This window comes from Crenobacter caeni (genome assembly GCF_010435965.1).
GTDB lineage: Bacteria > Pseudomonadota > Gammaproteobacteria > Burkholderiales > Chromobacteriaceae > Craterilacuibacter > Craterilacuibacter caeni.
In genome coordinates, this window is sequence record NZ_JAAGAA010000002.1 from 229,910 (window position 1) to 255,697 (window position 25,788).

At 62.7% G+C, this 25,788-nt stretch carries 24 protein-coding genes and 1 pseudogene; 18 read left to right on the forward strand and 7 right to left on the reverse strand.

The window, feature by feature from the left end; translation table 11 throughout:
• The first annotated feature begins 160 nt into the window (after nt 1–160).
• Nucleotides 161–1,846, forward strand: a complete 1,686-nt coding sequence (locus GZH52_RS03200) for a tannase/feruloyl esterase family alpha/beta hydrolase (RefSeq protein ID WP_163315062.1) — start codon at nt 161–163, stop codon at nt 1,844–1,846.
• A gap of 435 nt (nt 1,847–2,281) precedes the next feature.
• Nucleotides 2,282–3,460 (forward strand): annotated as a pseudogene (locus tag GZH52_RS03205) (IS3 family transposase).
• Between the two features lie 439 nt (nt 3,461–3,899).
• Here the strand turns inward: GZH52_RS03205 and GZH52_RS17100 are convergent.
• Both GZH52_RS17100 and GZH52_RS03215 read right to left on the reverse strand, forming a co-directional pair.
• Nucleotides 3,900–4,244 carry a helix-turn-helix transcriptional regulator gene (locus GZH52_RS17100; RefSeq protein ID WP_163315063.1) on the reverse strand — a complete coding sequence of 115 codons (345 nt, stop codon included), beginning with the start codon at nt 4,242–4,244 and terminating at the stop codon, nt 3,900–3,902.
• 602 nt (nt 4,245–4,846) lie between these two features.
• Nucleotides 4,847–5,812, reverse strand: coding sequence for a LysR family transcriptional regulator (locus tag GZH52_RS03215; RefSeq protein WP_163315064.1), 966 nt, complete (start codon nt 5,810–5,812; stop codon nt 4,847–4,849).
• A 198-nt stretch (nt 5,813–6,010) separates the two neighbouring features.
• Between GZH52_RS03215 and GZH52_RS03220 the strand changes: the two genes are divergently transcribed.
• The 11 genes from GZH52_RS03220 to GZH52_RS03270 all read left to right on the forward strand — a co-directional run bounded on the left by GZH52_RS03220 (nt 6,011) and on the right by GZH52_RS03270 (nt 16,219).
• Nucleotides 6,011–7,591, forward strand: coding sequence for an SLC13 family permease (locus GZH52_RS03220; RefSeq protein WP_203525602.1), 1,581 nt, complete (start codon nt 6,011–6,013; stop codon nt 7,589–7,591).
• Between the two features lie 91 nt (nt 7,592–7,682).
• Nucleotides 7,683–7,856, forward strand: a complete 174-nt coding sequence (locus tag GZH52_RS03225; protein WP_163315065.1) for a hypothetical protein — start codon at nt 7,683–7,685, stop codon at nt 7,854–7,856.
• The gene (locus tag GZH52_RS03230; protein WP_163315066.1) at nt 7,856–9,250 is read left to right on the forward strand and encodes a hypothetical protein; all 1,395 of its coding nucleotides are present in this window, start codon (nt 7,856–7,858) and stop codon (nt 9,248–9,250) included. The genes GZH52_RS03225 and GZH52_RS03230 overlap by 1 nt, the downstream gene beginning before the upstream one ends.
• The gene (locus GZH52_RS03235) at nt 9,247–9,918 is read left to right on the forward strand and encodes a DUF47 domain-containing protein (RefSeq protein ID WP_163315067.1); all 672 of its coding nucleotides are present in this window, start codon (nt 9,247–9,249) and stop codon (nt 9,916–9,918) included. The genes GZH52_RS03230 and GZH52_RS03235 overlap by 4 nt, the downstream gene beginning before the upstream one ends.
• 8 nt (nt 9,919–9,926) lie before the next feature.
• Nucleotides 9,927–11,417 (forward strand): inorganic phosphate transporter, encoded by a 1,491-nt coding sequence (locus GZH52_RS03240; protein ID WP_163315068.1) that lies wholly within the window; start codon nt 9,927–9,929, stop codon nt 11,415–11,417.
• Between the two features lie 221 nt (nt 11,418–11,638).
• A complete protein-coding gene (locus GZH52_RS03245; protein ID WP_163315069.1) occupies nt 11,639–12,283 on the forward strand; it encodes a hypothetical protein in 645 nt (214 codons plus the stop codon).
• Between the two features lie 58 nt (nt 12,284–12,341).
• Nucleotides 12,342–12,809: a CYTH domain-containing protein gene (locus GZH52_RS03250; RefSeq protein WP_163315070.1), complete on the forward strand. Its 468-nt coding sequence runs from the start codon at nt 12,342–12,344 to the stop codon at nt 12,807–12,809.
• A gap of 173 nt (nt 12,810–12,982) precedes the next feature.
• A complete protein-coding gene (locus GZH52_RS03255) occupies nt 12,983–13,915 on the forward strand; it encodes a hypothetical protein (RefSeq protein WP_163315071.1) in 933 nt (310 codons plus the stop codon).
• Between the two features lie 26 nt (nt 13,916–13,941).
• On the forward strand, nt 13,942–15,039 hold the full coding sequence (locus GZH52_RS03260) for a porin (protein WP_163315072.1): 1,098 nt from the start codon (nt 13,942–13,944) through the stop codon (nt 15,037–15,039).
• A gap of 111 nt (nt 15,040–15,150) precedes the next feature.
• Nucleotides 15,151–15,693 (forward strand): chromate transporter, encoded by a 543-nt coding sequence (locus GZH52_RS03265; RefSeq protein ID WP_163315073.1) that lies wholly within the window; start codon nt 15,151–15,153, stop codon nt 15,691–15,693.
• A complete protein-coding gene (locus GZH52_RS03270; protein ID WP_163315074.1) occupies nt 15,686–16,219 on the forward strand; it encodes a chromate transporter in 534 nt (177 codons plus the stop codon). Before GZH52_RS03265 ends, GZH52_RS03270 begins: the two co-directional genes overlap by 8 nt.
• Before the next feature lie 107 nt (nt 16,220–16,326).
• Here the strand turns inward: GZH52_RS03270 and GZH52_RS03275 are convergent, their stop codons facing one another.
• Complete coding sequence (locus GZH52_RS03275) at nt 16,327–17,235, reverse strand: LysR family transcriptional regulator (RefSeq protein WP_163315075.1); 909 nt, start codon at nt 17,233–17,235, stop codon at nt 16,327–16,329.
• Nucleotides 17,236–17,352: 117 nt separating this feature from the next.
• Here GZH52_RS03275 and GZH52_RS03280 point away from each other — a divergent pair, with 117 nt between their 5' ends.
• The 3 genes from GZH52_RS03280 to GZH52_RS03290 all read left to right on the forward strand — a co-directional run bounded on the left by GZH52_RS03280 (nt 17,353) and on the right by GZH52_RS03290 (nt 20,677).
• On the forward strand, nt 17,353–18,558 hold the full coding sequence (locus GZH52_RS03280) for an MFS transporter (RefSeq protein WP_163315076.1): 1,206 nt from the start codon (nt 17,353–17,355) through the stop codon (nt 18,556–18,558).
• 190 nt (nt 18,559–18,748) lie between these two features.
• Nucleotides 18,749–19,720: a zinc-binding dehydrogenase gene (locus GZH52_RS03285; protein ID WP_163315077.1), complete on the forward strand. Its 972-nt coding sequence runs from the start codon at nt 18,749–18,751 to the stop codon at nt 19,718–19,720.
• 54 nt (nt 19,721–19,774) lie between these two features.
• Nucleotides 19,775–20,677 carry a LysR substrate-binding domain-containing protein gene (locus tag GZH52_RS03290; protein ID WP_203525603.1) on the forward strand — a complete coding sequence of 301 codons (903 nt, stop codon included), beginning with the start codon at nt 19,775–19,777 and terminating at the stop codon, nt 20,675–20,677.
• 19 nt (nt 20,678–20,696) lie between these two features.
• Here the strand turns inward: GZH52_RS03290 and GZH52_RS03295 are convergent, their stop codons facing one another.
• Both GZH52_RS03295 and GZH52_RS03300 read right to left on the reverse strand, forming a co-directional pair.
• Nucleotides 20,697–21,707 (reverse strand): zinc-binding dehydrogenase, encoded by a 1,011-nt coding sequence (locus tag GZH52_RS03295; RefSeq protein ID WP_163315078.1) that lies wholly within the window; start codon nt 21,705–21,707, stop codon nt 20,697–20,699.
• Between the two features lie 89 nt (nt 21,708–21,796).
• Nucleotides 21,797–22,294: a lactoylglutathione lyase family protein gene (locus tag GZH52_RS03300; RefSeq protein ID WP_163315079.1), complete on the reverse strand. Its 498-nt coding sequence runs from the start codon at nt 22,292–22,294 to the stop codon at nt 21,797–21,799.
• 154 nt (nt 22,295–22,448) lie between these two features.
• Here GZH52_RS03300 and GZH52_RS03305 point away from each other — a divergent pair, with 154 nt between their 5' ends.
• Together GZH52_RS03305 and GZH52_RS03310 are read left to right on the forward strand one after the other, a co-directional pair.
• Nucleotides 22,449–23,582, forward strand: a complete 1,134-nt coding sequence (locus GZH52_RS03305) for an MBL fold metallo-hydrolase (protein WP_163315080.1) — start codon at nt 22,449–22,451, stop codon at nt 23,580–23,582.
• A 64-nt stretch (nt 23,583–23,646) separates the two neighbouring features.
• Entirely contained in the window at nt 23,647–24,189 is a 543-nt protein-coding gene (locus GZH52_RS03310) for a lipocalin family protein (protein ID WP_163315081.1), read from the forward strand.
• 14 nt (nt 24,190–24,203) lie between these two features.
• Here the strand turns inward: GZH52_RS03310 and GZH52_RS03315 are convergent, their stop codons facing one another.
• Both GZH52_RS03315 and GZH52_RS03320 read right to left on the reverse strand, forming a co-directional pair.
• A complete protein-coding gene (locus GZH52_RS03315) occupies nt 24,204–24,968 on the reverse strand; it encodes a CDGSH iron-sulfur domain-containing protein (RefSeq protein WP_163315082.1) in 765 nt (254 codons plus the stop codon).
• Nucleotides 24,969–24,995: 27 nt separating this feature from the next.
• Complete coding sequence (locus GZH52_RS03320) at nt 24,996–25,712, reverse strand: pirin family protein (protein WP_163315083.1); 717 nt, start codon at nt 25,710–25,712, stop codon at nt 24,996–24,998.
• Nucleotides 25,713–25,788: the final 76 nt, after the last annotated feature.

Sequence of the window (25,788 nt, forward strand, 5' to 3'; positions counted from 1 at the left end):
ATGTACTGCAGATTCATCAGTCCATGGGTATGTCTACTTCGTGAAAATGGTTTTCAGTCGAATGCCAGTCAACTCTTTCCCGTGGATTGAAATTCATCTTTCGTTCGATATCGTCTAGCTCGTAGAGCTGCTCCCTATACTCGCATCAAAAGGATTATTGGTGCTCAAAAAATTTATCTTGTTACTTACTGGCTTGGTAGGTAGCGCAATAGCACAACCCCCGATCCCCAACTTCGCGCCTGGTTCCTGTGGCGAACTTGCGCGCTCCGGCTATTTCGCGCTGCCTGGCGCGCCAACGTCGATCAGCCGAACCCGCGTTGTGCCCGACAACGCCGATCAGCCCGAGCATTGCGCGGTACGCGGTTTGATCGCACCGCAGATCGGCTTTGAAATGCTGCTGCCGATCTCCGCTTGGAATGGCCGCTATTTGCAGGTCGGCTGTGGCGGCTATTGCGGGCAGGAGCTGATTCCGAATGGACAGGCGCGTCAGGCACTCGCGCGCGGCTATGCGGTGGCATACACCAATGGTGGCCATGTCAGCGGTGGGCGCGGCGGCAATGGCGCTGCAGACGCCTTCTGGGGCGAGGATCCCAGCTTGCGCACGGACTTTGGGTGGCGCTCCGAACACGTCATGTCGGCCGCAGCCAAGGCCATCATTGACAGCTTCTACGGCCGCAAACCGCAACGCTCCTACTATCAAGGCTGCTCAAACGGTGGCCGGCAGGCACTGCAAGAAGCGCAGCGCTTCCCGACCGATTTCGATGGCGTAATCGCGGGCTCGCCGGCGGCGATTCAGGCCCCGCTCAATGGCGAGTACGAGGTTTGGAACGCGCGCGCCAACCGGTCAGAAAACGGCAGTCCGATTCTCACCGCAGCCGAACTTCCTTTTCTGCATCGGGCCGTCATGGAACAGTGTGATGCCGTTGATGGACTCCGGGACGGACAAATCACCGACCCGCGTGCGTGCCATTTCCAACCCGAGGTTCTTCTCTGCCCTTCGGGCGCCAATCCGGAAGCCAAACCGGGTTCCTGCCTGACACGGGCTCAGCTTGATGTCGTCAACAAACTCTATGGCGGCCCGCGTGACGAGTCCGGGCGCTTGCTCTATCCTGGCTACCAGGCTTTCGGTTCTGAATTGGGATGGCTTGGCTGGGTAGTCCCGTTTGGGGGGGGCGCCGCCCCGGCGACCACCATCACCAGCGGGATCGCCAACGGCTATCTGAAGTTTTTGGCCTTCGAGACCACCCCCCCAGCAGACTTCACTTATCTGGATTGGCGCTTTGACGCCGCTGGCTTTGATCGCCTGCGGCCAATGGGCGAGACCTACAACGCCACCAATCCCGATCTCGCACCCTTCTCTGCACGCGGCGGCAAGCTGATTCTCTATGCGGGTTGGGCTGACCCGGCGATCCCGCCCTTTGGTACGGTCGCTTATTACCAGGCCGTGGCGGACGCGGCGGGTAGTTTTCCGGCTGCGCAAAAATTTGCCCGTTTGTTCATGGTGCCCGGCATGTACCACTGCAGTGGCGGCATCGGGCCGGATCAATTTGATCTTCTTACGCCGCTCGAAAACTGGGTCGAACGCGGCATGGCTCCTGACATGATCATCGCGAGCCAAACCGCAGGCAAAGCCGCCTCAGGCGGATTCTCAGACCCCACGGCCGGCGGCAACAGCGGCAAAGTGATTCGTACTCGTCCGCTCTACCCCTACCCACAGCAAGCCCGTTATCGCGGCCACGGTGACATCAATGACGCGACGAACTTCGAACCCGTGATCGTGCCGGGTCTCATCGACGGGCGCATCGATTGGTTAGGACAGGATTTGTTTGCCGCACCCGGCAAATAGCACCAGCACTAGCGTGTATGCACCGCTTTATTTTCCACGGCTAGGGCGTGTCTGCCTTTTTCTTGGTGGTGGGTCTTTAATGGGCATAGTAGGTTGCAGCGCCGTCCTGGCCAGACCGTGAGTGTGGCACCCGTCAGGCTGACTGCGAGTACCATGCCTAGAACCGAGACGACTCGGCCTTGGACACGCGATGTCGGCGAGACAAGTGGTCCCGTGCTGGCGCCTAGCCTGGCCACACTTGCGGCCAAGCCGCTGGCTGAGCCGCGCAATTGGGTTGGAAACAAGATCGGAACTAGGGCGAAGGTCGTAGCGTTCGGCGCTGTATTCATGGTCGGGTTGTCGAGAGCGAAGCCAGCCAGCGTCCAAGCTCGTGGAGTGGTCCAATTCCCACGGACACCTCGATGGGTGGATCATTCACCCATCGAGGAAATATTGATGACCAAGCAACGCAGAACATTCGACGCGTACTTCAAGCTCCAGATCGTAAAGGTGATGAAGGGGCAGGCTTGCGCGTCAGCCAGGTCTGCCGGGATCTCGACCTCGGCGAGACGGCTGTCCGTCGTTGGATCGTCCAGTACGAGGCTGAGCAGCAGGGGTTACCCGGGGTTTGCTTGTCACTGACTACCGAACAACAGCGCATCCGCGCTTTGGAAGCCGAAGTCTAGCGCTTGCGCGGGGACAATGAAATTCTAAAAAAGCATCGGCTTTCTTCGCCCGGCAACTCCGATGATTTACCGGAGCATTGTTCAGCTGCAGGAGAAGCCCGGAGGCGTGGACAAAGTCTGCCGGGTGCTCGGCGTCAGCCGATCCGGCTACTACGCCGCGTAGCAGCGAGTGCTTGCGTAGCCCAGCATCTGTCCGGTGAGCCTTCAGCTGAAGACTGCTTTTGACAAGTCAGGGCGCAGTTACGGCAGCCGCCGGTTATTGAAGGTGCTGCGCGCCAAAGGGCTGCAGCTTGGCCGCCATCGGGTTCGCCGGCTGATGCGTGAGCACAGGCTGCGCACGGTCTGTCGTCGCAAGTTCGTGCACACGACCGATAGCTGGCACGGCTTGCCGGTGGCGCCCAATGTGCTGGACCGGCAATTCGACCCTGCCGGCCCCAACTAGGCGTGGGTCTCCGACATTACCTACCTGCGTACCCGCAGCGGCTGGCTGTATCTGGCGGTCGTGATGGACCTGTTCCCACTCAAGATCATCGGCTGGGCGATGGCACCGAAAATGCCGGCCGAACTGGTCTGCGCCGCATTGCGGCTGGCCATCGCCCAACGTCGGCCGGCACCCGGGCTGATCGTCCACTCGGATCGAGGTAGCCAGTATGCCAGTAAGTCCTACCGCCCGCTGCTAGCCCGCCATAGCACACGAGCAAGCATGAGCCGCAAAGGAAACTGCTGGGACAACGCGGTGATGGAGCGCTTTTTCCTGAACCTGAAGATAGAGCGGGTCTGGCAGCGCGACTACGCTAACCATGCCGAGGCCGATCGGGACGTCTCGGACTATATCGTCGGCTTCTACAACAGCGAACGGCTGCATTCGAAGCTGGGGTATTTGTCACCCAACGCCTACGAGCGGATTGTGGCAGCAACACCCCCTATCGGGGTGTCCGAAAAAATTTGACCACGACACTCGTACATGCTCGCTAGCCATGCCAAGCAGAGCAGCATCAGCGCCATGCATGGCGACCATGCCGACACTGCCGGCCAATTGGGCGCAGATCGCACCCAACCTCGGAACGAAATACAAGTTGACCACGGCACCTAGCAGCAGGGCGAGGTTCACTAGATGCTACCGCAGCTGGCTGCGGCATCACTTCCAGTCAAGCTTACTCCGACATCGTTCACGCAAAATGAGGCCAGAATGACCAGTGTGAACAAGCCGACCCCATAGGTGGCAATATCAATCAAGGCAGACCAGCAGGGTGTGTCGGTGGCATGTCGGATCAAGCCCATTATTCTTTGGAAATATTCATCGACTGCCAGACTCAGCTCATGCGGCCCTGTTCCTGCTTGCGTCGCTCCGTGTTGGCTGGCCACAGGTGAGTTTGGGATGATTGTTGTCACGACTCGTGCGGAAACTCGCTTCCGAGGGGGGCGCCATTTAAAGGGAAGCTGCGATCTGGATTATTTGCCCGGAGCCGTCTGCGGATTGCTTCCTCCTTACTGGGCCGGCCTCTTTTGACCGGTCCTGCTTGATGAGGAGCCTTGGCCTCCTGTAGTGCAGGGGTGTGCTCGTACTGACCCTGCAGCCAGGCTTCCACATCGGATAACTGGTAACGAACCCGTCGACCGACAACGATCGCTGGTGGCAAGGCCCCCCCATTAGAACGGAGGTTGTAAATCGTCTGAACGGAAAGTCCGAGCATCTCCGCGAGCTCGGCGGGCGTCAGTAAGGCAGTCGACATTAGGTGCGTCCGGTGCGCTGGCACCTGCCAGCTTGACCGTATAGCGCGGCGCGGCCACTTTGTGACACCTTATTTTTCGCAGCATTGCGGATGCTGCAAAGCGCGACCATAATGACGTCAGCGTTGCTGCAATTTTGCTGCACTGAGTGCGGTAAACAGCGGTAAATCGCGGGAATCGGCAGTAGGTTAAATGCATGATTTCTATGAGCTTTCAGTGGTTCTTCTCGGCCGAATAAGGCGTTTGGAACGGACTGTTAATCCGCAGGTCGCAGGTTCGAGCCCTGCTCGGGGAGCCAATAGATTCAAGCATTTAGCCCGCCATTAGGTGGGCTTTTTGCTTTGTGCTGCATTTTTGCTGCACTCGCCGCCGCATGCAGCAAAAGCTGTCCCCTGTCTCACCGCCGCTTCGCCATACGCATCCCCCTTAACAGAAAGATCAGTAAGGTCAGCATTACCCGACGGAGCCCTGGCCCGCTTAAGGCCATCATTCGCCAGCCGGACTCTCTCGACCCTCCAGCCCTTTCGAGGCGCGGAAGGCGGCTGATGCCTGAGTCCGCATCATCGTCTTCAGGGGCAGTACTTTTTCGTGCAGCAGGCCACGGTCAAGCGATTGAAGCGTCGGGTTGGGGGAGGGCGCTTGCCTGGCGGTTGCCATTATCCGCAGTCGGGGCGTTCTGGCTGGCTGCATGCTCGATGATCTTCTGGATTACAAAGCGGGCCGCAGAAGACAGGAAGTGGTCTTGCTGATGGATGATCGCCGCATTGAAGGAGTCGGGCAGCCCGACGAGCTTTCTGGCTTCACTGTGGTGTAGCGTTCGGCGTGCGAGTTCGGATTCCGGTACCACGGCGACGGCGTCGATCCCGGTATCGATCACGTCCATCAGCGTACGGATATCGTGGCAATCGATAAGGATGTTGGGGCGGGGAATGACCTTGCGGATGCTGTCCAGCAGGAAGTCGTCGATCTCGGCGCCGAAGGTCCTGCGGGTGACCACCAGCGGGGTAGAGGTCAACTCGGACAGATGTATGGCACTACCCGTCAGCTCGTTGCGGTAGCGTCCGGCCACCAGCGCGCAAAATGCCCTGGGCGGTAGCGGATACACCTGATACGCGCTGGCGTCATGCGGCGGCTGGGTAATCGCGAAGTCGATCTGGTGCTTGTTGACCAGCGCTTCCAGGTTGGTGAAGTTGCCGTGGATGAGCCTGAACTTGATCCCGGGCATGATCTCGTAGAGCAGCGGCAGAACATCCAGCAGTACGCTCAGGCACATGGTCGAGATGCCGATGGCGATGCGGGTGTTGCTGCCTTCGGTCAACTCCTGCACATCCGAAGAGGTCTCCTCGACCAGCATCAGGATGCGGCGGGCGCGCTGGTAGAGCAGTTTGCCCGCCTCGGTTACCTTCCACTGCCTGCCTTTGCGCAGGATCAGTGGTACCCCCAGTTCTTCTTCCAGTTCATGCAGGCGCTGGCTGAGCGCCGGTTGGGTGATGCACAGCACTTCCGCAGCACGGCTGATCTGTCCCTGCTCGACAATCGTGCAGAAATAACGCAAACGTTTCAAATCCATACGGCATTACCAGTCAAGGCTTCAGGGGTGCATTCCATAAATAGAATGTATGCACGACTTGATATTACATAAAGTTATGCTTGGCATAATTAAACACTATCAAGAGAGTGAGCGCAATCTGGAATACTGTCGGCATTCGGATTGCCGGCACGACCGGCAACCACATGCATCCTGAAATGCCATTTAAAGGGGGTAGTTATGGGAAGCACGACATTGCCCGGCGTTGCCGGCATGGGCGGGCGACAGCCAGAAGCACGCAAGCCCGACATGAGGGCGGATGCAGGGTTCGATCCGCTGGACATGAGCCAGTACTCCTTGTCCAAGCTGCCCAAGCGGGCGCCGACCCAAGTCGGGGTGTTTTTCCAGCAGTGGGGATTGTTGCTAGCCGGCGTGGTCTTTGTACTGACCGCGTATCTGCTGCCGATGCCCGGACTGGACGCCAAACAGCAAGTCATGTTCGGTCTCTTTACTACTGCGCTGTTCCTGTGGATTTCCGAGGCTGTCCCCAACTACCTCACCTCGATGCTGCTGATCTGCGGCCTCATTCTCACCAAGACCCTCAAAGCCAAGGCCGCAATGGCCACCCTCGGCGACCCCACCATCTGGTTGAACGTTTCCGCTTTCATCATGGCTTCGGCGATGGTCAGTACGGACCTGGCCAAACGCGCTGCGCTGGCCTTTGTGCTCAAGTTTGGCAAGAACGCGGGAGCGCTGTTCCTGAGCTTCATGGCGATCAACATCATCCTGAGCGCCTTCATCAACGCAACCGCCGCCAAGGCCGCACTGATGATGCCGCTGTTCATGGTGGTTTCCGCCGTGTACGGCGCGCCGGGTACCAATACCACCAACAATTTTGCGCGCAACCTGGTGCTGCATAACCTGCTGATGATCAACGCGGGCTCCAACGCCTTCATGACCGGCTCCGGGGCCAACTTGATGGGCGTGGCGCTGCTGGCCGGCGCTGGCGTCACCGTCTACTACATCGACTGGCTGGCAGCAGGCCTGCCGATCACCATCGCGCTGGGGATCCTGACCTATGTGATCGGCGTGCGCTTCATCTTCCCGCTGACCAAGGAAGACAAGGAGCCCAAGCTGGAGGGTGGCCGCGAAGCGCTGCAGCGCGAACTGGACAAACTAGGCAAGTTCAAGTTGGGCGAGGTGAAGGCCGCGCTGATCTTCTTTGCCGTACTGGCCATCTGGGCGACCGACAAGCTTCACGGACTCAACGCCACGGTGGTGGCGATGCTGGGTGCAACCGTGATGCTGATGCCGCAGACCAAGTTGATCGACTGGAACAAGGTCGACATCCCGTGGCACCTGATGCTGTTCTCGGCGGGTGCGTACTCACTGGGCGCTGGGCTTAACGAGACCAAGCTGATGACCGTGCTGACCACGCAGCTGATGGACTCCCTCGGCATGAACAGCATGGGCTACTTCGAGCTGTATGCGGTGCTGACCGGCCTGTTCATCGCCTCGCACTGGATCTTCCAGTCCAAAAACATGCGCACGTTGATCTTCCTGCCGATCGTGATCGGGGTGGCCGAGACGCTGCAACTGGATGTGATGTCACTCGCCCTGCCTGTCGCGCTGTGCATCAACATGTGCTGGACGTTGCCGTTCAACGCTAAGCCCAACGCGATGCTGTACGGCTGCAACAAATACACCATGGGTGAAGCATGGAAGTACGGCGCGACCATGTCGGTTGTCGCCTGGTTGCTGATGCTGGTCGCAGGCGGCACCTGGTTGCATTGGCTGGGCATCACCCCCGGTTTCTTCTAAGCAAGTCCTCCCGATTTTCATCCTGTCTGATGCTCCGGCCCATGCCGGCCGGAGCAAGGGGGAAGCTATGTCTTCGATTTGCGCGGAATACATGGAAGTCAGCGATTTTGAAACCGGCGAGATCACCCGCTACGAGATCGTCGACGATCCTGCCGAGCATGATGTCAGGGCCCACCGCCTGTTCCGGCTGGCGCCTGTCGTGATTGCCGGGCAAATGCAGCAGGAACTCGCGCGCAAGGCCCGGCAAGCAGAAGGAGGACGTTGATGGAGGATAGGGTCGAGTTGGCCGCCTGCGTGCACGACGCAATGCAGCTGAGGATAACGGCGCAGGGAAAGCTTCTTGCCGCCCGTAGCCAACTGGACGTTTTCATGCTGGTGCCGGCGCAACTCGATATCCAGCCGGCTAATTTTTCACGGGAGCTGTTTTACCGATACCTGAAGAACCGTTTTGCGCTGCTGCCCGAATGCAGGACGCTTGCGGAACTGGCCGAGCCGGCCTGTATTGCTAGCTTGACCGAAGCGGCAAGGACCGGGCCGGCGCGCTACCACGAGGCAGCCGCCCGCTGGGCGCGGCAGTTCTCCAAAGCGTTGGGTGAGGGGCTCGGACAGGCGACAGACGAAGCTGTTCTGCGCCAAGTGGGCGAACAGGCCCGACATGCCCTGGCCCGTTTCAGGAGTATCGAGCCGGTGATGCTCAGGGCTGCCTACCTGATGGTCAACGACTATCTGGGCCAGCAATTGCAGCAGTTGTACCTGCAGCATTTCGCGCGCCAAAGCGACGGCGCAGCGAGTAGCCAACTGGTCGAAGTGTTGCAACTGGAGCGGGACTGGCGGCGGGAGCGGGGGCTGCCAGGCTTGCCGAGCGGCGCACACAAAGGCGCCGAATTGCAGCACTTCACCACGTTGCAGCATTTCTGCCTGACCCCGCTGCTACCACTGGCCAAACGTGTGGAGTCTGGTGTCTGGGTGCAGCACGTGATTAGCGGCATGGCCGCAGCGCTGGCGATGACCATCGCGATGTTGATCGCGTTCTGGTCGCAGATGAAGTACGGCAACTTCACCGCACCCTTTCTGATCGCGATGGTCGCCGGGTACATCCTCAAGGATCGGGTCAAGGAAGTCAGCCGCTTGCAGACCATACGGCGGCTTAGCCGGCGCCTGTTTGATTACCGGACTTCACTTGAGTGCCGGACGGCACGGGGGTGCATTGCCAGCATCTACGAAAGATTCTGGCTGGGCACGCCAACTGAAGCGACAGACCGCCAACTGCGGGCGATGAGTCGGCGCTACCGCAAGCGCTACCACCCGCAAGGCTCCAGCTTGCTGGCCTACACCCGACTGGTGGCCCCGCAGGCAACCGCTGCCTTGTCCGCGTCCACTTGCGAGGACGTGCAGGTGATCAACCTGCAGAAACTGCTGCGCAACGCGGCGCGTGACGAGCGGGAGATCTGGTTTCTTGAAGGCGAGCGCATCAGGCACAAGGCCGTCAGGCCCCGCTACCGGATCGGCCTGTTACTGCGCTACCAGCGCGGGGAGTGTGTCCGCTATCAACGCTACGACCTGGATGTGACGTACAAGGGCATCCAGTCACTGGAAACACGGTCGGAAGGGAAGTATCCGCGGGCCAGGTCATTTTTTGAGAAATTGGGGAGAGCATGATGATTTTCGACAAGATCAAGAACACTTTATTGATCGACAGCCAGCGTCTGCGTAATGACCTGGACAGCTATTTCGACCTGGTCGGCGACGCAGGCGAGGTCTTCGCCTGCCTGCTTGGCCAGTACATGAGTACTTCTTCGGTTAACCCGCCCTTTTACGCGAGCCTGCAGCGGCTGAACGAGATCGAGCTTGCCGCCGACGCGCTGCGCCGCGGTATCGAAACCTACGTTTACGAGAAGACCTTGATTCCTGACCTGCGTAGCGACGTGCTGAAAATGATTGAGCAACTCGATACGCTGATCAACGCGCAAAAGGCGTTGGCCATCAGCCTGGAAGTCGAGCAGCCCGCCATTCCCGAGCGCTTCGCGCCCGACTTCATCGCGTTGCAGCAGAGCGTACAAAAGTGTCTTGAGCATGTGGTGCTCGCCTCGCGGGCCTTCTTCCGCGACACCGCGGCCGTCCGCGACCACTGTCACAAGGTGATTTTCTGCGAGAGCGAGGCGGACCGGCTGTGCACCGACCTCAAACGTGCGGTGTTCAGCAGCGACGAGGAACTGTCCTGGAAACTGCACATGCGCTACTTCATCGAGCGCATCGACATGGTGGCCAACCGGGCCGAGGATCTCGCCGACCAGCTGGTGATCTTTGCCCTTAAGCGCAGCATGTGAGGCCGGACATGGACCCGATTGCCCTGTTCCTCCTCTCCAGCGGCTTGTTCCTTGGCTGGTCGCTCGGCGCCAACGACGCGGCCAACGTATTCGGCACCGCTGTCGGCAGCCGCATGGTGCGCTTTGGCACTGCGGCGCTGATCTGCTCGGTCTTCGTGATCTTGGGCGCCACCATCAGCGGTGCCGGCGCCGCGCATACCCTGTCCCAACTGGGCGCCATCAGCGAGCTGGGTGGTGCATTCGCCGCCGCGCTCTCCGCTGCAGCGGCGGTGATGATGATGACCCACTACGGGCTGCCGGTTTCAACCGGGCAGGCCATCATTGGCGCCATCATTGGCTGGAACCTGTTCTCTGGTACCCAGATCGATACCAGCGTGCTCTCCAAGATCCTGATGACCTGGGTGCTCTGCCCGATCTTGTCGGCCATCGTCGCGGTTGCCCTGTACCGGGGGACCGACTGGACGCTCAGGCATGTTAAGCCGCATGTGTTGACACTGGACGCGGGCGCGCGCTGGGCGCTGATTGTCGCCGGTGCGTTTGGTTCGTACAGCCTGGGTGCCAACAACATTGCCAACGTGATGGGCGTGTTCATGAACAGCGTGCAGCTGCCGTCGCTATCGCTGGGCCTGTATACCCTGAGTCCCGTGCAGACCCTGTTCCTGGTCGGCGGCGTCGCCATCGCGGCCGGGGTGTATACCTACTCGAAACGGGTGATGCTGACCGTAGGCCAGGGGCTGATGCCCCTGTCGCCGGTCGCGGCGTGGGTGGTGGTGATGTCGCACTCGGTGGTGCTCTTCCTGTTCGCCTCGCAAGACCTGCAGACCTTTCTCGCCAGCCACAACCTGCCGACGATTCCGCTGGTGCCGGTTTCCAGTTCGCAAGCCATCGTGGGCGCCGTGATCGGCATCGGCCTGCTAAAGGGCGGGCAGAGTATCAACTGGCGCATGGCAGGAAGGATCACCGGCGGCTGGGTGCTGACCCCCTTCATTGCAGCTGCGGTCTGCCTCGCCTGCCTGCTGGTCGTACAGAACGTGATGCGCCTGCCCGTCCATGAGGTACAACGCTACGAGCTGAGTGAAGAAGTCCTGCTCGAAGCCCGCCGGCAAGGCCTGCAGGTCGGGGCCTTGCAAGCGGCCGAAGGACGCACCTTTGAGCGTGCCGATAAGCTGAGCCGCTATCTGGCGCAGCAAGGCTTGCCGGATGAAGCGGGGCTTGAAACGCTGGTCTCGCTGGCTCGGACCTCGCCGATGGTGGTTGGCCACCCCGGGCAGACGCTGCCGTTATTGTCGCAAGCCCAACAGCAGGACCTGCTCGCTCTGAAAGGTGCGACCTTCACACACACCTGGCAATTGCGGCAGGCACTCGAGGCGTGTGGCGCGCATTGGCTGCCGCGCGAATCAACGCCGCTAAATGCAAAGTTCAACAAGCATATTGAACTCGTATTTTCAAAGTTGTACGCGGAATTCAAAATTCCGAACAATGGAGGTGAAGGCATATGATAAAAAAATGGCTGTATTTTCATGTGCGTCGGCTTGTTAAAAAATCGGAGCGAAGACGCCGAAGGTTTTCGCTGCCCGGGATATACGGCAGGGTATGTAGGTAAAAAAACAACAAAAAATGCTTGATTCAAAATAAAAACTGATGCCTAATTTAAATATCAAATCTTCGCCGGAAGGCGAAAAATAAAACCACCATCCATACCAAATCAAAAGGAAATGTCATGACCGAAAAGAAAGCCCTCGTCATTGGTGAAATCTCCAAGCCGCGTTTTGAATTCCGCACTTTCGGCCAGGATTTCAGCGAAGCGTCCAAGCGGATGGCCCGCCTGTCCCAGCCGGTGCCGGAAAAGGTATGGGAGCGACAGTCTGACGAGATTTACATCATGTCCCGCACCAATGATGTAAACAACACCAAGATCCGCGACGGCAAGATGGACATCAAGACCTATGTGCAGACTGTGGATGGCCTTGAGCAATGGAATCCGCTGATGAAAGGCGAATTCCCGATGTCGCGCGCACAACTGGAAGCAGAAGTGTTCCCGGCCTTCCAGGTCGAGATGCCGCAGCTGACACAAGAGCAACTGACGCTGGACGAGTTCCTGGCCCTGATCGATGCCCACCCCGACCTGCAGGCGGTTCGCGTGCACAAGCAGCGCTTCGGCTACATGGTAAACGACACCATCTGCGAAGTAGCCAATGTGCTGATCAACGGCGCCAAGCTGGTGTCGATCAACTCCGAATCGACCGAAGTAGCCGACATCCTGAAGACGGTAGACGATGTGCGCCTGTCCGGTGTGGAGAACATCAATTACCTGCAAGCGATCAAGCGTGTGGTCGGCATGATCAACAAGCCACTGGCAAACTGATGCCGATCGGCGGGGCGATGCCCCGCCTACTTCAATTATTCAAAAAGGATTCAATTAGATGGCTAACGAAATCGAACGCAAATTTCTGGTAAAAGGTGACTTCCGTACTTCCGTCCTCAAGGAGCAGCGCATTACCCAGGGCTACCTGTCTTCGGTTCCCGAGCGCACCGTGCGCGTGCGCATCAAGGGCGACAAGGGCTTCATCACGATCAAGGGCATTGGCAGCGCGTCGGGCGCCTCCCGCTACGAGTGGGAAAAGGAAATTCCGGTCGCCGAAGTTGAAGAACTGCTGAAAATATGCGAACCGGGCGTGATCGACAAGATCCGCCACCTGGTACAGGCCGGTGCACATACCTACGAAGTCGACGAGTTCTTCGGCGACAACGAGGGGCTGATCGTAGCCGAAGTCGAACTCTCCAGCGAAGACGAAGCCTTCGACAAGCCTGAATGGCTGGGCGAGGAAGTGACGGGTGAAACCCGCTACTACAACTCGATGCTGATGAAGCAGCCTTTCAAGACCTGGTAATGATTTGATTCAGGTTGCGAGTTGCGATTTGCAGGGGGCTACGGCCCCCTATTTTTATTTGCTGGTTTGAATTTTTTGTATTTCCTTTTGTTATACGTAGCATTTCTATTTGCGATACCGCTAAGTTTTAATTCCATTATATTGGTCGTGAATCTTTTGTTGAGGGGGTACACATGAGGAAAATGGTCGCCATCCCGTTTGCCGTAGCTGGTGCGTTTGTACTGGCCAGTTCGTCCGCGCTGGCCGGGGCGCAACAGCGCCACGCTGCAAACAGCCAGTTGTGGAAGCCGCACGGGGAAGTTTCCGGGGCGGAGTACAAGTTCCAGTTGGACGGAAAATACTGCGCCGACCCCGCACAGGATTTCAAGAAAGTATGGGCCGTCATCCGGACTGAGGCGGAGAAAGCTGGTTTTCCGGCTACTGACATCAAGAAGCTCAAACTCAGGCAAGGCACCAAAGACTATCTGGATACGCCTGCAGACGCGCTGAAGCATGCGGGGTTTATCGTCCGTGTGAATACCCGTTACGAAGACGGCATTGCTGAAAATCCGCTGCGGGTATCGGTAAAGACCAGCGGCAAGGATGCCGCCTTCGTGCTGGGAACGTCGCTGTTTACGCGGGGCGCCAAGGGAAAGATCTCTGCCGAGGACAACCCCAGTCTCGGCCAGGGTGGCGTGATGGTCAGCAACGTCGAAAAGGGGGTCGACCTCAAGCTTGCGCCTTCGCAGTTTGAGGGGATGACCTTGGGTGAGTTCACGCGCTACGTACCGGACCTCAAGAAGTCCGGGCTGCCTGGCAACACCAAGCTTGAAGCGACCCGGGCGTACTACCGCTCGGCAACCGTCGGCAAGATCACGCTGGGAATGGGGGAGGCCGAAGCCAAGCTGGAGACCTGGTCTCGTACGGCCGGCGGCGCCCCCATGCTTTGCGAATTCTCGTACGGTTACGAGGACGTCGATTACTTCAAAACCCCTGAGCTTGTGGAGGCCGGAGACGCGTTTTACCGCAAGGTCGTGTTGTCACCGGCTGTCCGCGAGATGCAGTTGCCTGGGTTTGAGAAGTTTGGTGGCTCGAAGACCCGCCTGCTACGGAATCAACCGCTTTAATTCCTAATTTTCTTCAAGGGGGTCAAATGAAAGCCAAGCAGTGGAGTCTCGTGGTGCCGTTCTGCATGTTGCCGGCGTTTGCACAGGCAGAGGTGGAAATCTACGGCCGGATCAACGCGGGGTTTGATTCGGTCAAGGAAATCGCGCTCAAGGGACAGGGGCAACGCATCAACGGGGTCAACGACAACACCTCCCGGATCGGGTTTCGAGGCAAGGAGAATCTGGGTAATGGCCTGGCGGCCATCTGGCAGGTGGAAAGCCGGATCGAGATAGACGGCTCCAAGGAGCGGGCATGGGCTTCGCGCCAGTCGTTTATCGGTCTGGAGACCGCCGGCTACGGGGTGTTCAAGCTGGGCTACCTGGACAACTTCGGCAAGGAAAGCTGGATGGACGACATTGACCCGATCAAGGTCAAGGCGTTCGAGAACAACTTCGTACGGGTCACCGGCGAGCGGGTCAAGAATGCGGTCAGCTACTACTCGCCCAACTGGTATGGCTGGGAACTCGCACTGACCTACGGCACCAGCGAACTCGACCACAAGCAGATGGCTGATGCAGAACTCAAGTATCCGGACAACGCCCAGCATACCTACGACGTGGGTATCAGCTACCAGTACGGCCCCTATCTGGCGGCCTACGAGTACACCAAGTTTGAGGGACAGAACAGGCAGAAGAAGAAGCCTGATTTGCCGGTAAACGCGTACAACCACCGAGCCCAGCTTGGTTACGACGGGGATACGGTTTTCTGGACGGTGGCTTACCAGCAGGGCAAGGGAGTTAGCACAGCGCTCTATGAAGATGATGCTTTCAGAGACGTACTTAGCAAGCATTTAGGTTGGGATTACAAGAAGGACAATCCGGCCAAGTACCGTGAAATGTCGGTGGCCTCCGAGTACAAGCTGGGCAAGAAAATGCGGCTGAAGGCCTATGTCACCAAGGGTTGGGACCTGCAGACAGATCAGGGAACCATAAGTGATAGCGGATACCTTCAATACGCGGCGGCAGTGCGTTACGATCTCTCCAAACGTACCAATCTTGAGCTAGCTGCCGGCCAATGGTCTTTCGATACCGACCATCTGGACAAGGCCAACGGCGTAGGCTTCGGGATTTTCCACAAGTTCTGACCGGGACACGCTGTCGGCACAGGGCGGCGCCAGCAGGCGCCGCCCTGTTTGTCTTGAGGTGCCCACGCGTGCTGTTCTTGCTTGAATTGTTCTGGATAGGGGGAAGAGGGGATGGCCGCACCGGATGCCGGCATGCTTTTCGTGCAGTTCGCCAAGGTGGGCCTCTCCGGCTTTGGCGGCTGCCTGCCATGGGCCCAACGCGCGCTGGTCGACAAGTTGCGCTGGCTTGACCAGAAAACATTTACGGAGTTGCTGGGCATTGCGCAGGTGCTGCCCGGCCCCAACGTCTGCAACCTGGCGCTGATTGTCGGCACGCAGTTTGCCGGTTGGCGGGGCGCCGCCGCAGCCCTGGGCGGCTTGCTGTGTGCGCCTTGCCTGATCGTCCTGGCCTTGGGCGCGGCCTACGCGCATTTCGGCCACCAGCCTCAGGTGCACGCCGCGCTCTCGGGCATGGCGTCGGTCGGTGCGGGCCTGTTGCTTGCCAGCGCGCTGAGCCTGTTAAGAGGCTTATCCGGGCGGCGGGCCGACGTGCTGCTCGCAATGGCCGCGTGTGCCGCGCTGGGGGTGTTGGGCTGGTCGCTGTGGATGGTGCTCGCCGTGCTGGTGCCCGCCGCGCTGGCCCTGCACGCGTACACAGGACGGCGCGATGGCTGACCCCCAGGTGCTATGGACGCTGGCGGTTTTTTTCGGCCGTCTTTCCCTGCAGGCTTTCGGCGGCGTCAATGTGGCCCTGGGAAGCATGCAGCGCTTTTTTGTCGTCGAGCAGCAGTGGCTGGGCGCGGCCGAGTTTGCCGAACTCTTTGCCCTCGCGCAGACGGCGCCCGGGCCCAATGTGATCGTGGTGACCTTGCTGGGCTGGCGGGTGGCCGGCTTGGCGGGCGCGCTGGTGTCTACCCTGGCCATGCTTTTGCCAGCGGCACTGCTCGTTTACCTGTGTGCCTGCACGCTGGTGCGCGGCAGGCAGCAACAGCTCGTGAAAGCCCTGCTCGCTGCGCTGGCCCCTGCCACGGTCGGCCTGTTGCTCGCGTCGGGTGGCATCTTGGCCCGCTCCAGCAACCACGGGCTGTCTGGCTGGGTGTTGACGCTGGTGACCGCTGTGGTCGCGTTATCCTGCCGCGCGCATCCACTGTGGTTGATCGCAGTTGGAGGACTGGCAGGCCTGCTTGCCGGGCATGCCTGAATGCCGCGTGGGCCGCAAGCGCTGCATCGGGCGTGGCCCGCCGCCGTCCAGCGTGGCCTGACGCTTGCCCGCGCTTTAGCCGGGACGTCGCGCCTGCCTTTCCCCGCTTACCTTCCCTTGCCGGCGCCCAGCCGTGCGGCCAGATGTGCTGCCAGATAGTCGACAAAGGCGGCCAGACGCGGCGCCAGTGTGCCTTGCCGGTAGAACACGGCCCATACCGGTAAGCTCCAGTCCAGCCTTGCTGCAGGTAATACCTCGCACAACTTCCCCTGGGCGAGCGCGTCGGCGACTAGGAAGTCGGACAGGCAGGCGATGCCGGCGCCTTCCAGCGCCAGACGGTACAGCGTCTCCCCGCTGGAGGCCGCCAGCGATGGTCGGATGGCGAGCCCGTCGCCGCCGGCGTGCCGTAGCGGCCACAGGTTGAGCGAGACGGGCTGGGTGAAACCCAGCAGTCGGTGCGCGGCCAGTGCGTCGACGCTGGCGGGCGTACCGTGGCGGGCCAGGTAGGCGGGTGCGGCGACCAGCCGCAAGGCCGTTTCACCCAGCCTGCGCGCGTTGAGGGTCGAGTCCGCCAGAGTGCCCAGTCGGATCGCGACGTCGGCGCGCTCCTCGATCAGGTCGACGACGGTTTCCCCGTGGGTCAGTTCCAGTTGCACCTGCGGGTACGCGTCCAGAAACCCAGCTACCAGCGGCGCGATCAGGTGGGCCAGCACCGGCGTCGCCGCGTTGACGCGCACGAGGCCTGAGGGCTGGCCGAGGCTGTTTGCCAGCTGGGCCTCGGTTTCTGCGAGTTCCGCGAGGATGGCGCGGGCGCGTTCCAGCAGCCAGCGTCCCTCTTCAGTCAAGTCGAGCCGGCGGGTGGTGCGGGTGATCAGGCTGATGCCCAGCTGGCTCTCCAACCGCGAGATGGTGCGGCTGATGCCGGACGGCGTCTGCCCGAGGCGCTCGGCCGCCGCCGAGAAAGAGCCGGCGTCGATGACGGCACAAAACGCGGTCAGCGCGTCGATGTTCAGCATTGTTGACTCCAGCTCACAAGTGTTTGCCAGTACAGCCGATTTATCCGCGCTCGGCAAGTACCCACAATGCGCAGCCTGTCAGCGGGGAATGTTCCCGCGCCGCCAAAGGAGCACATCATGCCACTCGCCTTGTGGGCGCTGACGCTCAGCGCCTTCGCCATCGGTACCACCGAATTCGTCATCGTCGGGCTGATCCCGACCATTGCCCAGTCGCTGGGCGTTTCCGTGCCGTCCGCCGGCCTGCTGGTCAGCCTGTATGCTTTGGGCGTCGCCGTCGGCGCGCCGGTACTCACCGCGCTGACCGGACGCGTGCCGCGTAAGCAGTTGTTGCTCGGGCTGATGGCCCTCTTTACCGTCGGCAACCTGGTCGCCTGGATGGCGCCGGGGTACGAGGCGCTGATGGCGGCCCGCGTGCTGACCGGCCTCGCGCACGGCGTGTTCTTCTCGATCGGCTCGACCATCGCCACCAGCCTGGTGCCCAAGGAAAAGGCGGCCAGCGCCATCGCCATCATGTTTACCGGCCTGACCGTCGCGCTGGTCACCGGCGTGCCGTTGGGTACCTGGATCGGCCAGAGCTTCGGCTGGCAAGCGACCTTCCTCGCCGTGGCCATGCTGGGTGTGGTCGCCTTTGTCGGCAGCCTGCTGCTGGTGCCGAACAATATCGTGCAGCCCAAGCCGGCGTCCATCCTGACCCAGATGTCCGTGCTCAAGAAGCCGCGCCTGCTGCTGGTCTACGCGATGACCGCGCTGGGTTACGGCGGTTCGTTCACCGCCTTCACCTACCTTGCCCCCATCCTCGAACAGGTAACCGGCATGGGCGCCGCCAGCGTCAGCCTGGTGATGCTGGTGTACGGCGTATCGGTGGCCTTCGGCAACATCTGGGGCGGCAAACTGGCTGACATGAAGGGCCCGATCCGCGCGCTACAGATCATCTTCACCCTGCTAGCCCTGGTGCTGCTGGCGCTGACCTTCACCGCACCGTCGACCCCGCTGGTGATCGCCACCGTACTGGCCTGGGGCGCAGTCGCCTTCGGCAACGTGGCCGGCCTGCAGGTCTACGTGGTGCAGCAGGCCGAGCGTGAAGCCCCGCAAGCGGTGGATGTCGCCTCCGGCCTGAATATCGCGGCCTTCAACGTCGGAATCGCGCTGGGTGCCTGGATTGGCGGCGTGATCGTCAGCACCCTCGGCCTGCTGGCCACCCCGTGGATCGGTGCCCTGATCGTGGTCGCGGCACTGGGCCTGACCACCTGGGCCGGCCGTCTCGACAAAAAAGCAGGCATCGACCCGCTGGCCAAACCGGCCCACGCCGTCGGCGTGCATTAAGCGAGCCTGACCTTCCCCGAGCCTCCGCCTTCCGGCGGAGGCTTGCGCATGTCCGTATGGCCCGGCCGCACAGGCCGGCGATTATTGCCGTCGAGACAATAGCGTCTTGCCTGGCGCCGGCTTTTTCCGCCGGCGCTGGGTGGGGACAATAACGACATCAGTATCTGGGGGACACATCATGAAAAACTGTATGCAAGCCTGGACCTGGACACAGCCGGGCCAGCCGACCGACCTGATTCTGCGCCATCTGGAGCGGCCAAGGCCGCAGGTGGGCGAGGTGCTGGTCGAAAACCATGCGGTCGGCCTCAACCCGGTCGACTGGAAGTTCATCGACTGGGGCCACCCGCGCTGGCAGGACGGCCATATCCCCGGCGTGGACGGTGCAGGCGTGGTGATCGCCGTCGGCGAGGGCGTCACGCTGCCGGTAGGCAGCCGCGTCGCCTACCACCAGAACCTGTTCCGTGACGGCAGCTTTGCCAGCCATACCGTGCTCGCTGCCGACATGGTGATGTGCGTGCCGGGCTCGCTCGACTTCGCCACCGCCGCCAGCCTGCCGTGTCCGGCGCTGACCGCGAGCCAGGCCGTCGCCAAGCTGCCGCCGGCCAAAGGCGTGCCAGTGCTGGTCACACGCGTCGGCGGGGCTGTCGGCACTTTTGTCGTCCAGTTGCTGGCACGGGCCGGTTTCGAAGTGTGGGCCGCCGCCAGCGGCCGCCATCACCCGCGTCTGGCAAGCCTAGGCGCCCGACATTGTGTCGACGAGTGCTCGGTCGACTGGTATGAGCGGCTGCAACGCATGGGCACGCCGTTTTACGCGGTGATCGACAGCGCAAGCGGCACGGCGGCGGCGCGGCTTGCGCCGCTGATCGCTTACAACGGGCACCTGGTCTGCATCCAGGACCGGCAGGAAGCGCCGCCGCTGCCCGCGTTCACCAGTGCGCTGTCGTTGCACGAGGTGGCGCTCAACAGCGTGCACGAGTACGCGGACGCGCCGGCGCGCGCCGCGTTGATGGCAAGCGGCGAAGCGCTGCTCGCGGACGTCGCGCAGCAGCGCCTGCACGGCGTGCCGCTGGAGGCCTTCCCCTTTGACGCGCTGCCCGAGGCCTTGCAGGCGATGAAGGACGGCTCAGCCAGCGCGCGGCCGGTGCTGCAGTTAATAGGATAAGCTGCTTGAGCGGCGCCATGCCGGCGCCGACAGACGTTATCCAGGAGGAGAGCCGTGGCCGAGTTCGAGTTGATCAACCCCTTGTGGCTGCGCTCCTTGCTGGCGGTGGTGGCGACCGGCAGCTTCACGCGTGCGGCCGAGCGGCTGGATATCACGCAGGCGGCGGTCAGCCAGCATATCCGCCATCTCGAGGACCGTTACGGGCGACTGCTGCTGCGCGAGCGGCGGCAGGTCGAGCTGACGCCGCAGGGGCGGCTGCTGTTCGAATACGCCGAGGCGCTTGCCGCCGCCACCGCCCGCCTGCGGGCGCGTCTGGCCGACGACGACCCGACGCAGGGAACGGTGTCGCTGGCGACGCCTGGTAGCATCGGGCTCGCCCTCTATCCGTGCCTGCTCGATTTGCAGGCGAGCCACCCCGGCTTGCAGATCAGCCACCGTTTCGCGCCCAGCGCGCAGATTGCCGCCATGCTGCTGGACGGGCAGATCGAATTCGGCCTCTCCACGCGCCCGCCGGACGATGCGCGGCTTGAGGCGAGCGAATTCGTCGACGAGGCGCTGCGGCTGGTGCTGCCGGCAGGGCACCCCAAACCCGACTGGGGCGCCTTGCAGCGTCTGGGCATGATCGGCCACCCGGACTGCGCGGACATGGCGGCGAGGCTCTTCGCCCGCTGCTACCCGGGGCAGCGGGTGTCGACGCTCCCCGAGCGCGGCTTCGTCAACCAGATCGGCCTGATCCTCGAGCCGGTCGCCCGCGGCCTCGGCTTTACCGTGCTGCCGCAGTTTGCGCTCAGCGCGTTTGGCCGTCCGGCCGGGCTTTATGTGGTGGAGCAGGACCCGCCGGTGGTCGACATGCTATGGCTGGTCACCCGGCGCGAGTGGCCGCTGAGCGCGGCCGCGTCGCATGCGCTGGAGGCGATGCGTGCGCATCTGGCGGCCATGCAAGGGCGGGTCTTGTAGAAACACATTCTAAAGGGCTTCAGCCCGGGGCGGCTAGATCGAGCACCAGCTTGCCGCGCACCCGTCCGGCCAGTTGCCGGTGCAAGGCGGCGGTCAGTTGCGCGGCGTCGGCCGGGATCACTTCGATCGGCAGCGGGGCGATCCTGCCTTGCTGCAGCATCGCCAGCACCTCGTCGCCCATCCGTGCGAGATCGTGCTGATGGGCAAGGTCGCCGCTGCTCCACGCGCCGCCCAGCGCGATTACGTGGATGCCCGGCGCACGCGCGAAGAGATCGATGCCCGCCGTGTCGGGCAGGCCGAGCAGGCTGGCGAACTGCCCGCCGAACTTCATCAGCTGCAGGTCGCGGCGCGCGGTGTCGCCGCCGACGCCGTCGAGCACCGCGTCGACGCCCGCACCTTCCGTCAGCGCGCGCACCTGCGCGGCCACGTCTTCCTTGCGGTAGTCGATCACCGCGTCGGCGCCGAGCGACGCGACGTAGCTTGCGTTGGACGCCGACGCGGTGGCGATCACGCGCGCGCCCAGTGCCTTGGCTATCTGTACGGCAAAGCCGCCGACGCCGCCGGCGGCCGCCTCGATCAGCACGGTCTGCCCCGCCTGCAGGCGCAGCCGGCGCGACAGCGCCTGCCACGCGGTGAGCGCCGCGCAGGGCAGGCTGGCCGCGGTGACGGGGTCGATGTCAGCGGGCACGGTGCTCACGCCGTGCGCCGGCGTCACCACCCACTGGGCAAAGGTGCCGGGGCGGGCAAGCGCTGTGTGCGCGATGACGCGCTGGCCGAGCCAGCTGGTGTCCACCCCGTCGCCCACCTCGTCGATGACGCCGGCGGCGTCGACGCCGGGCACATGCGGCCTGCGCCAGGCCGGATGGCCGCTCGCGCACAGCTTGGCGTCGACCGGGTTGAGCGCGGCGGCGGCGACGCGCAGCCTGACTTCACCCGCCGATGGCACCGGGCGCGGCAGCCTGGCGGCCTGCAGCGTGAAGTCGGGCTGGGCGTGCGCCAGCACGAAGGCCTGCATGGTGGTCTCTGGCATGGCGTCTTCCTTTTGCGGATCCAGTGGGGCAGTTCCGTCATTCTGTTGCGGGTGGACCCGGGCGAGGTGGCCGCCTGAGGCGGCCCCGATCAGCCCTGGTAGGCGCCGGCCGAGTAGGTCAGCTCGTAGCTGTGGCTGTAGATCTCGACGATATTGCCGAACGGGTCTTCCATATACACCATGCGGTACGGCTTCTCGCCCGGGAAGTACTCGCGCACCGGCATGCGCTGCTTGCCGCCGGCGGCGACGATCTTGGCGGCCAGCCCTTCGACGTCCGGGTCCTGCACGCTGAAGTGGAACACGCCGGTCTTCCAGAATTCGAAGTTGTTCTCGCGCCGTTCGCTGTTGGGGAACTCGAACAGCTCGACGCCGACCCTGTCGCCGGTCGACAGGTGGGCGATGCGGAACGAACCCCAGCCCGGGCCGAACACGTCGTTGCACATCACGCCGATGGCCGAGTCGTCCTCGCGGATGGTGGTCGGCGGCATGATCAGGTACCAGCCCATCACTTCGGTGTAGAACTTGACGGCGGCTTCGAGGTCGGTGACGGTGATGCCGATATGGCTGAAATTGCGTGGGTAGCTCATGGCGTTTCCTTATGGGGTATCTGGAAGCGGCCATTCTAGGAAGGCGTATCCATTAGTTGAACGGGCTGCTGCTTATGGATTTCATAAAGTTTGCTAATGCATATGGGACGCACCAGCGGCAGCGCTGCATGGAAGCCTGCAGCAGAGGGGAGGCATGATGGCGGGTAACGGTATCGCGCAGCGCAGTGGGCGGGCATGTCTTCTTTTTTCGCGGCCGCTGGTCGCGGCCGTGTTGTGCGCGGGGTTTGCGCTGGTGCTGGCGGGCTGCGGCAACCGCTATTACCGCGGCCCGGTGACGCCCCACTTCGACGGCCGGCAGTTCGACAACCCGTGGGCGCCGATGCCGGAGAAGTTTTGGGACTTTCTCAAGTGGCGGGTAATCGCAGCGCCCGGCTACTGGCCGGAGTCGGTCAAGGTGTCCACCTCCGTCCCTCCGCGCCGGGTAACGGGCGACGCGCTGCGGGTCACCTATGTCGGGCACGCCAGCGTGCTGCTGCAAACGCAAGGGGTGAACATCCTGACTGACCCGATCTGGTCGGCGCGCGCCAGCCCGTTCGGCTTTGCCGGCCCCAGGCGAGTGGCCGCCCCGGGCGTGCGTTTCGAAGACCTGCCGCCAATCGACGTGGTGCTGATCAGCCACAACCATTACGACCATATGGACCTGCCGACGCTGGCCCGGCTGTTCGACGCGTTCGACCCGCTGGTGCTCGCGCCGCTCGGCAACGACACCATCCTGCAGGGAGAAATGCCGGGTTTGCGCGTCAAGGCGCTGGACTGGGGGCAGGGCGTCGCGTTCGGCCCGCTACTGCGCTTCACGCTCGAGCCGATGCAGCACTGGTCGGCGCGCGGCGTGTTCGACCGGCGTCATGCCTTGTGGGGGGCTTTCGTGGTCGAGGCGCCGGGTGGCCCCATCTACTTCCTGGGCGACGCGGGCTACGCGAAAGCCCTGTCGACGCAGGTGCTGGCCAAGTACGGCAAGCCCAGGTTCAGCCTGCTGCCGGTGGGCGCCTACGCGCCGCGCTGGTTCATGCAGTACGCGCACATGACGCCGGCCGAGGCGGTACAGACCTACCTCGACCTGGGCAAGACCTACGCGATGGGCACGCAGTACGAGGTGTTCGCCATGGCCGACGAGGCGTACGCGGCGCCCCGCCAGGCGCTGGCGGCCGCCATGGCGGCCAAGGGCATACCGGCTGAGCGCTTCAAGCTGCCCGCGGTCGGGGGCTGGTTCATGGTGCCGCCGCTTGATCCGGCGGACGGCGACCAAGGGATAAAGCAGGCACACTGACCCCGGCTGCGGCCCGCCGTTCTGGCGCGGGCGGCGGGGGAATGATCGTGAAAGGGGGAAACGGATGCGATTTGCTTCTTTACGCACGGGTTTGCTCGCGGCGGGCTGCCTGCTGCTTGGCGCCTGCTCGACGCTGCCGCCTGCGGGCATCACGCCGGTGACGGGGTTCGAGCCGGCGCGCTACACCGGCAAGTGGTACGAGATCGCGCGGCTCGACCACGTGTTCGAGCGCGGGCTGAGCGACGTGAGCGCCGACTACACGCAAAAGGCGGACGGCTCGCTCAGGGTGCTCAACCGTGGCTACGACGCGGCGGGTGCGCGCTGGAAAGAGGCGGAGGGTCGGGCGCTGTTTAACACCTCGCCCGATGTCGCCTCGCTCAAGGTGTCCTTCTTCGGCCCGTTCTACGCCGGCTACCACGTGGTCGCGCTGGATCCGCATTACCAGTGGGCGCTGGTCGCCGGCAACAACCGCGACTACCTGTGGATCCTCGCGCGCGAGAAGACGCTGCCAGCCGACATCAAGGCGGCCTTGCTCGCGAAGGCCGCCGAGCTTGGCTACGCGACCGGGAAGCTGATCTGGGTGACGCAGACGCGGCCGGATGCCTGATCCGGCCGGTCGGCTCATTCCCCGTCCGCGGGCTCGGCTTGCCCGGGCAGGCCGTCCTGCCAGCGCTTGCCCGCCCAGTTGCGCCCGGCGTGGCTGCCGTCGCAGAAGGGCTTGTTTTCGGACGCGCCGCAGCGGCACAGGGTGACGCGGTTGCGGATCTCGTAGCTCGTCCCGTCCGCCGATTCGACGCGGATGCCGCCCTTCACCCACAAGGGCCCCGAGCAATGCGCAGGCGGGTCCTCGATCAGCCCGAGCGCGGGTTCGAGCACGTCTTCCAGCGGCGTGCCGCTCGCCTTGTCCCACGCCAACAGGCGCCCGGCCGGGCAATGGTTGGCCTCGTACCTGACGTGGTCGGCCGCGTGCGGCTGCGGCAGGCCGACCAGGTTCCAGATCCGTCCCTTGCCGTCGCAGAAGCGGGCAAACGCGCAGTAATCCGGGTTGTCGGTGAGCTGGACCTTGGGCCCGTCGAAGGTCTCGGCGCCTTGCAGGATGGGCGTGCTGCTGGCCGTCTCGCTGCCGTCGAAGCCTACCTCGGCGTGGCTGCCGTCGCAGAACGGCTTGTTTTTCGACGCGCCGCAGCGGCACAGCGCGGCGGGTTCTGCTAGCGGGTAGTCGGCGCCCTCGGCGTAGGTCCACGAATTGCCGTCCTCGTTGTTGCAGATGAATTGCTGCGTAAGCGGCGGCTGGCCGTACACGAGATAAGGGCCGTCCTTGAGGACGACGATGCGGTAGCGCGCGTCGGCCGCCTTCGATCCGGGGGAGACTTTATCCTTGCTCATGGCGTGTTTCCTCGTGGCGGGTGTATGTCAGCGCACCGGGTGTTCGTGCGCTCGCAAGTCGAAAACCAGTACTTCGGCGTTCTCACCGTCGCTGAAGGTGAGCGACGTCTCCTCGCGCACGCGCGCGCCGTCGCCCGCGGCGAAGCGCTCGCCGTTGACCGAGAGCGCGCCGCGGGCGACGTGCACGTAGGCGTAGCGGCCGGCGACGGCGAGGCTCGTCTGCTCCGCGCCGTCGAAAAGCCCCGCATACACGCGCACGTCCTGCCACACCGGCAGCGAGCCGTTCGCCTCGTCCGGCGAGATGATCAGCCGCAACTGGCCGCGCCGCTCGGACGCGGGGAAGTGGCGCTGCTGGTAGCGTACCGGCCCGCCCGTGCGGTCCGGCACGATCCAGATCTGCAGGAAATGCACCGGCTCGCTGGCCGACGCGTTGTACTCGCTGTGGAACACCCCGCCGCCGGCACTCATCATCTGCACGTCGCCCGGACGGCAGACTTCCTCGTGGCCGGCCGAATCCTTGTGTGCAAGGCCGCCCTCCAGCACGTAGGAGAAGATCTCCATGTCGCGGTGCGGGTGGCTGCCGAAGCCTTGCCCCGGCTCGACGGTGTCGTCGTTGATTACCAGCAGGTCGGAGAAGCCGACCTCGCGCGGGTCGTAGTAGTGGCTGAACGAGAAGGTGTGGCGCGAGTGCAGCCAGCCCAGCTGCGAGAGGCCGCGCGCGCCGGCGCGCCGAAATTCGATCATGGGAAAGCCGCCTGTTTGCGGGGCGCGGCCAGCCGGAAGGCACCGCGCGGGGTGGAGGGACAGAACCTCCAACAGC

Excerpts from the sequence above, each read along its gene's own strand:
- GZH52_RS03285 (WP_163315077.1), top strand. The coding sequence starts at position 18,749 with ATGCAAGCCTGGACCTGGACACAGCCGGGCCAGCCGACCGACCTGATT.
- GZH52_RS03280 (WP_163315076.1), top strand. The coding sequence starts at position 17,353 with ATGCCACTCGCCTTGTGGGCGCTGACGCTCAGCGCCTTCGCCATCGGT.
- GZH52_RS03315 (WP_163315082.1), bottom strand. The coding sequence starts at position 24,968 with ATGAGCAAGGATAAAGTCTCCCCCGGATCGAAGGCGGCCGACGCGCGC.
- GZH52_RS03255 (WP_163315071.1), top strand. The coding sequence starts at position 12,983 with ATGAGGAAAATGGTCGCCATCCCGTTTGCCGTAGCTGGTGCGTTTGTA.
- GZH52_RS03270 (WP_163315074.1), top strand. The coding sequence starts at position 15,686 with ATGGCTGACCCCCAGGTGCTATGGACGCTGGCGGTTTTTTTCGGCCGT.
- GZH52_RS03245 (WP_163315069.1), top strand. The coding sequence starts at position 11,639 with ATGACCGAAAAGAAAGCCCTCGTCATTGGTGAAATCTCCAAGCCGCGT.
- GZH52_RS03230 (WP_163315066.1), top strand. The coding sequence starts at position 7,856 with ATGGAGGATAGGGTCGAGTTGGCCGCCTGCGTGCACGACGCAATGCAG.
- GZH52_RS03275 (WP_163315075.1), bottom strand. The coding sequence starts at position 17,235 with ATGCTGAACATCGACGCGCTGACCGCGTTTTGTGCCGTCATCGACGCC.
- GZH52_RS03235 (WP_163315067.1), top strand. The coding sequence starts at position 9,247 with ATGATGATTTTCGACAAGATCAAGAACACTTTATTGATCGACAGCCAG.
- GZH52_RS03220 (WP_203525602.1), top strand. The coding sequence starts at position 6,011 with ATGGGAAGCACGACATTGCCCGGCGTTGCCGGCATGGGCGGGCGACAG.
- GZH52_RS03310 (WP_163315081.1), top strand. The coding sequence starts at position 23,647 with ATGCGATTTGCTTCTTTACGCACGGGTTTGCTCGCGGCGGGCTGCCTG.
- GZH52_RS03240 (WP_163315068.1), top strand. The coding sequence starts at position 9,927 with ATGGACCCGATTGCCCTGTTCCTCCTCTCCAGCGGCTTGTTCCTTGGC.
- GZH52_RS03300 (WP_163315079.1), bottom strand. The coding sequence starts at position 22,294 with ATGAGCTACCCACGCAATTTCAGCCATATCGGCATCACCGTCACCGAC.
- GZH52_RS03305 (WP_163315080.1), top strand. The coding sequence starts at position 22,449 with ATGATGGCGGGTAACGGTATCGCGCAGCGCAGTGGGCGGGCATGTCTT.
- GZH52_RS03215 (WP_163315064.1), bottom strand. The coding sequence starts at position 5,812 with ATGGATTTGAAACGTTTGCGTTATTTCTGCACGATTGTCGAGCAGGGA.
- GZH52_RS03295 (WP_163315078.1), bottom strand. The coding sequence starts at position 21,707 with ATGCCAGAGACCACCATGCAGGCCTTCGTGCTGGCGCACGCCCAGCCC.
- GZH52_RS03260 (WP_163315072.1), top strand. The coding sequence starts at position 13,942 with ATGAAAGCCAAGCAGTGGAGTCTCGTGGTGCCGTTCTGCATGTTGCCG.
- GZH52_RS17100 (WP_163315063.1), bottom strand. The coding sequence starts at position 4,244 with ATGTCGACTGCCTTACTGACGCCCGCCGAGCTCGCGGAGATGCTCGGA.
- GZH52_RS03250 (WP_163315070.1), top strand. The coding sequence starts at position 12,342 with ATGGCTAACGAAATCGAACGCAAATTTCTGGTAAAAGGTGACTTCCGT.
- GZH52_RS03225 (WP_163315065.1), top strand. The coding sequence starts at position 7,683 with ATGGAAGTCAGCGATTTTGAAACCGGCGAGATCACCCGCTACGAGATC.
- GZH52_RS03265 (WP_163315073.1), top strand. The coding sequence starts at position 15,151 with ATGGCCGCACCGGATGCCGGCATGCTTTTCGTGCAGTTCGCCAAGGTG.
- GZH52_RS03320 (WP_163315083.1), bottom strand. The coding sequence starts at position 25,712 with ATGATCGAATTTCGGCGCGCCGGCGCGCGCGGCCTCTCGCAGCTGGGC.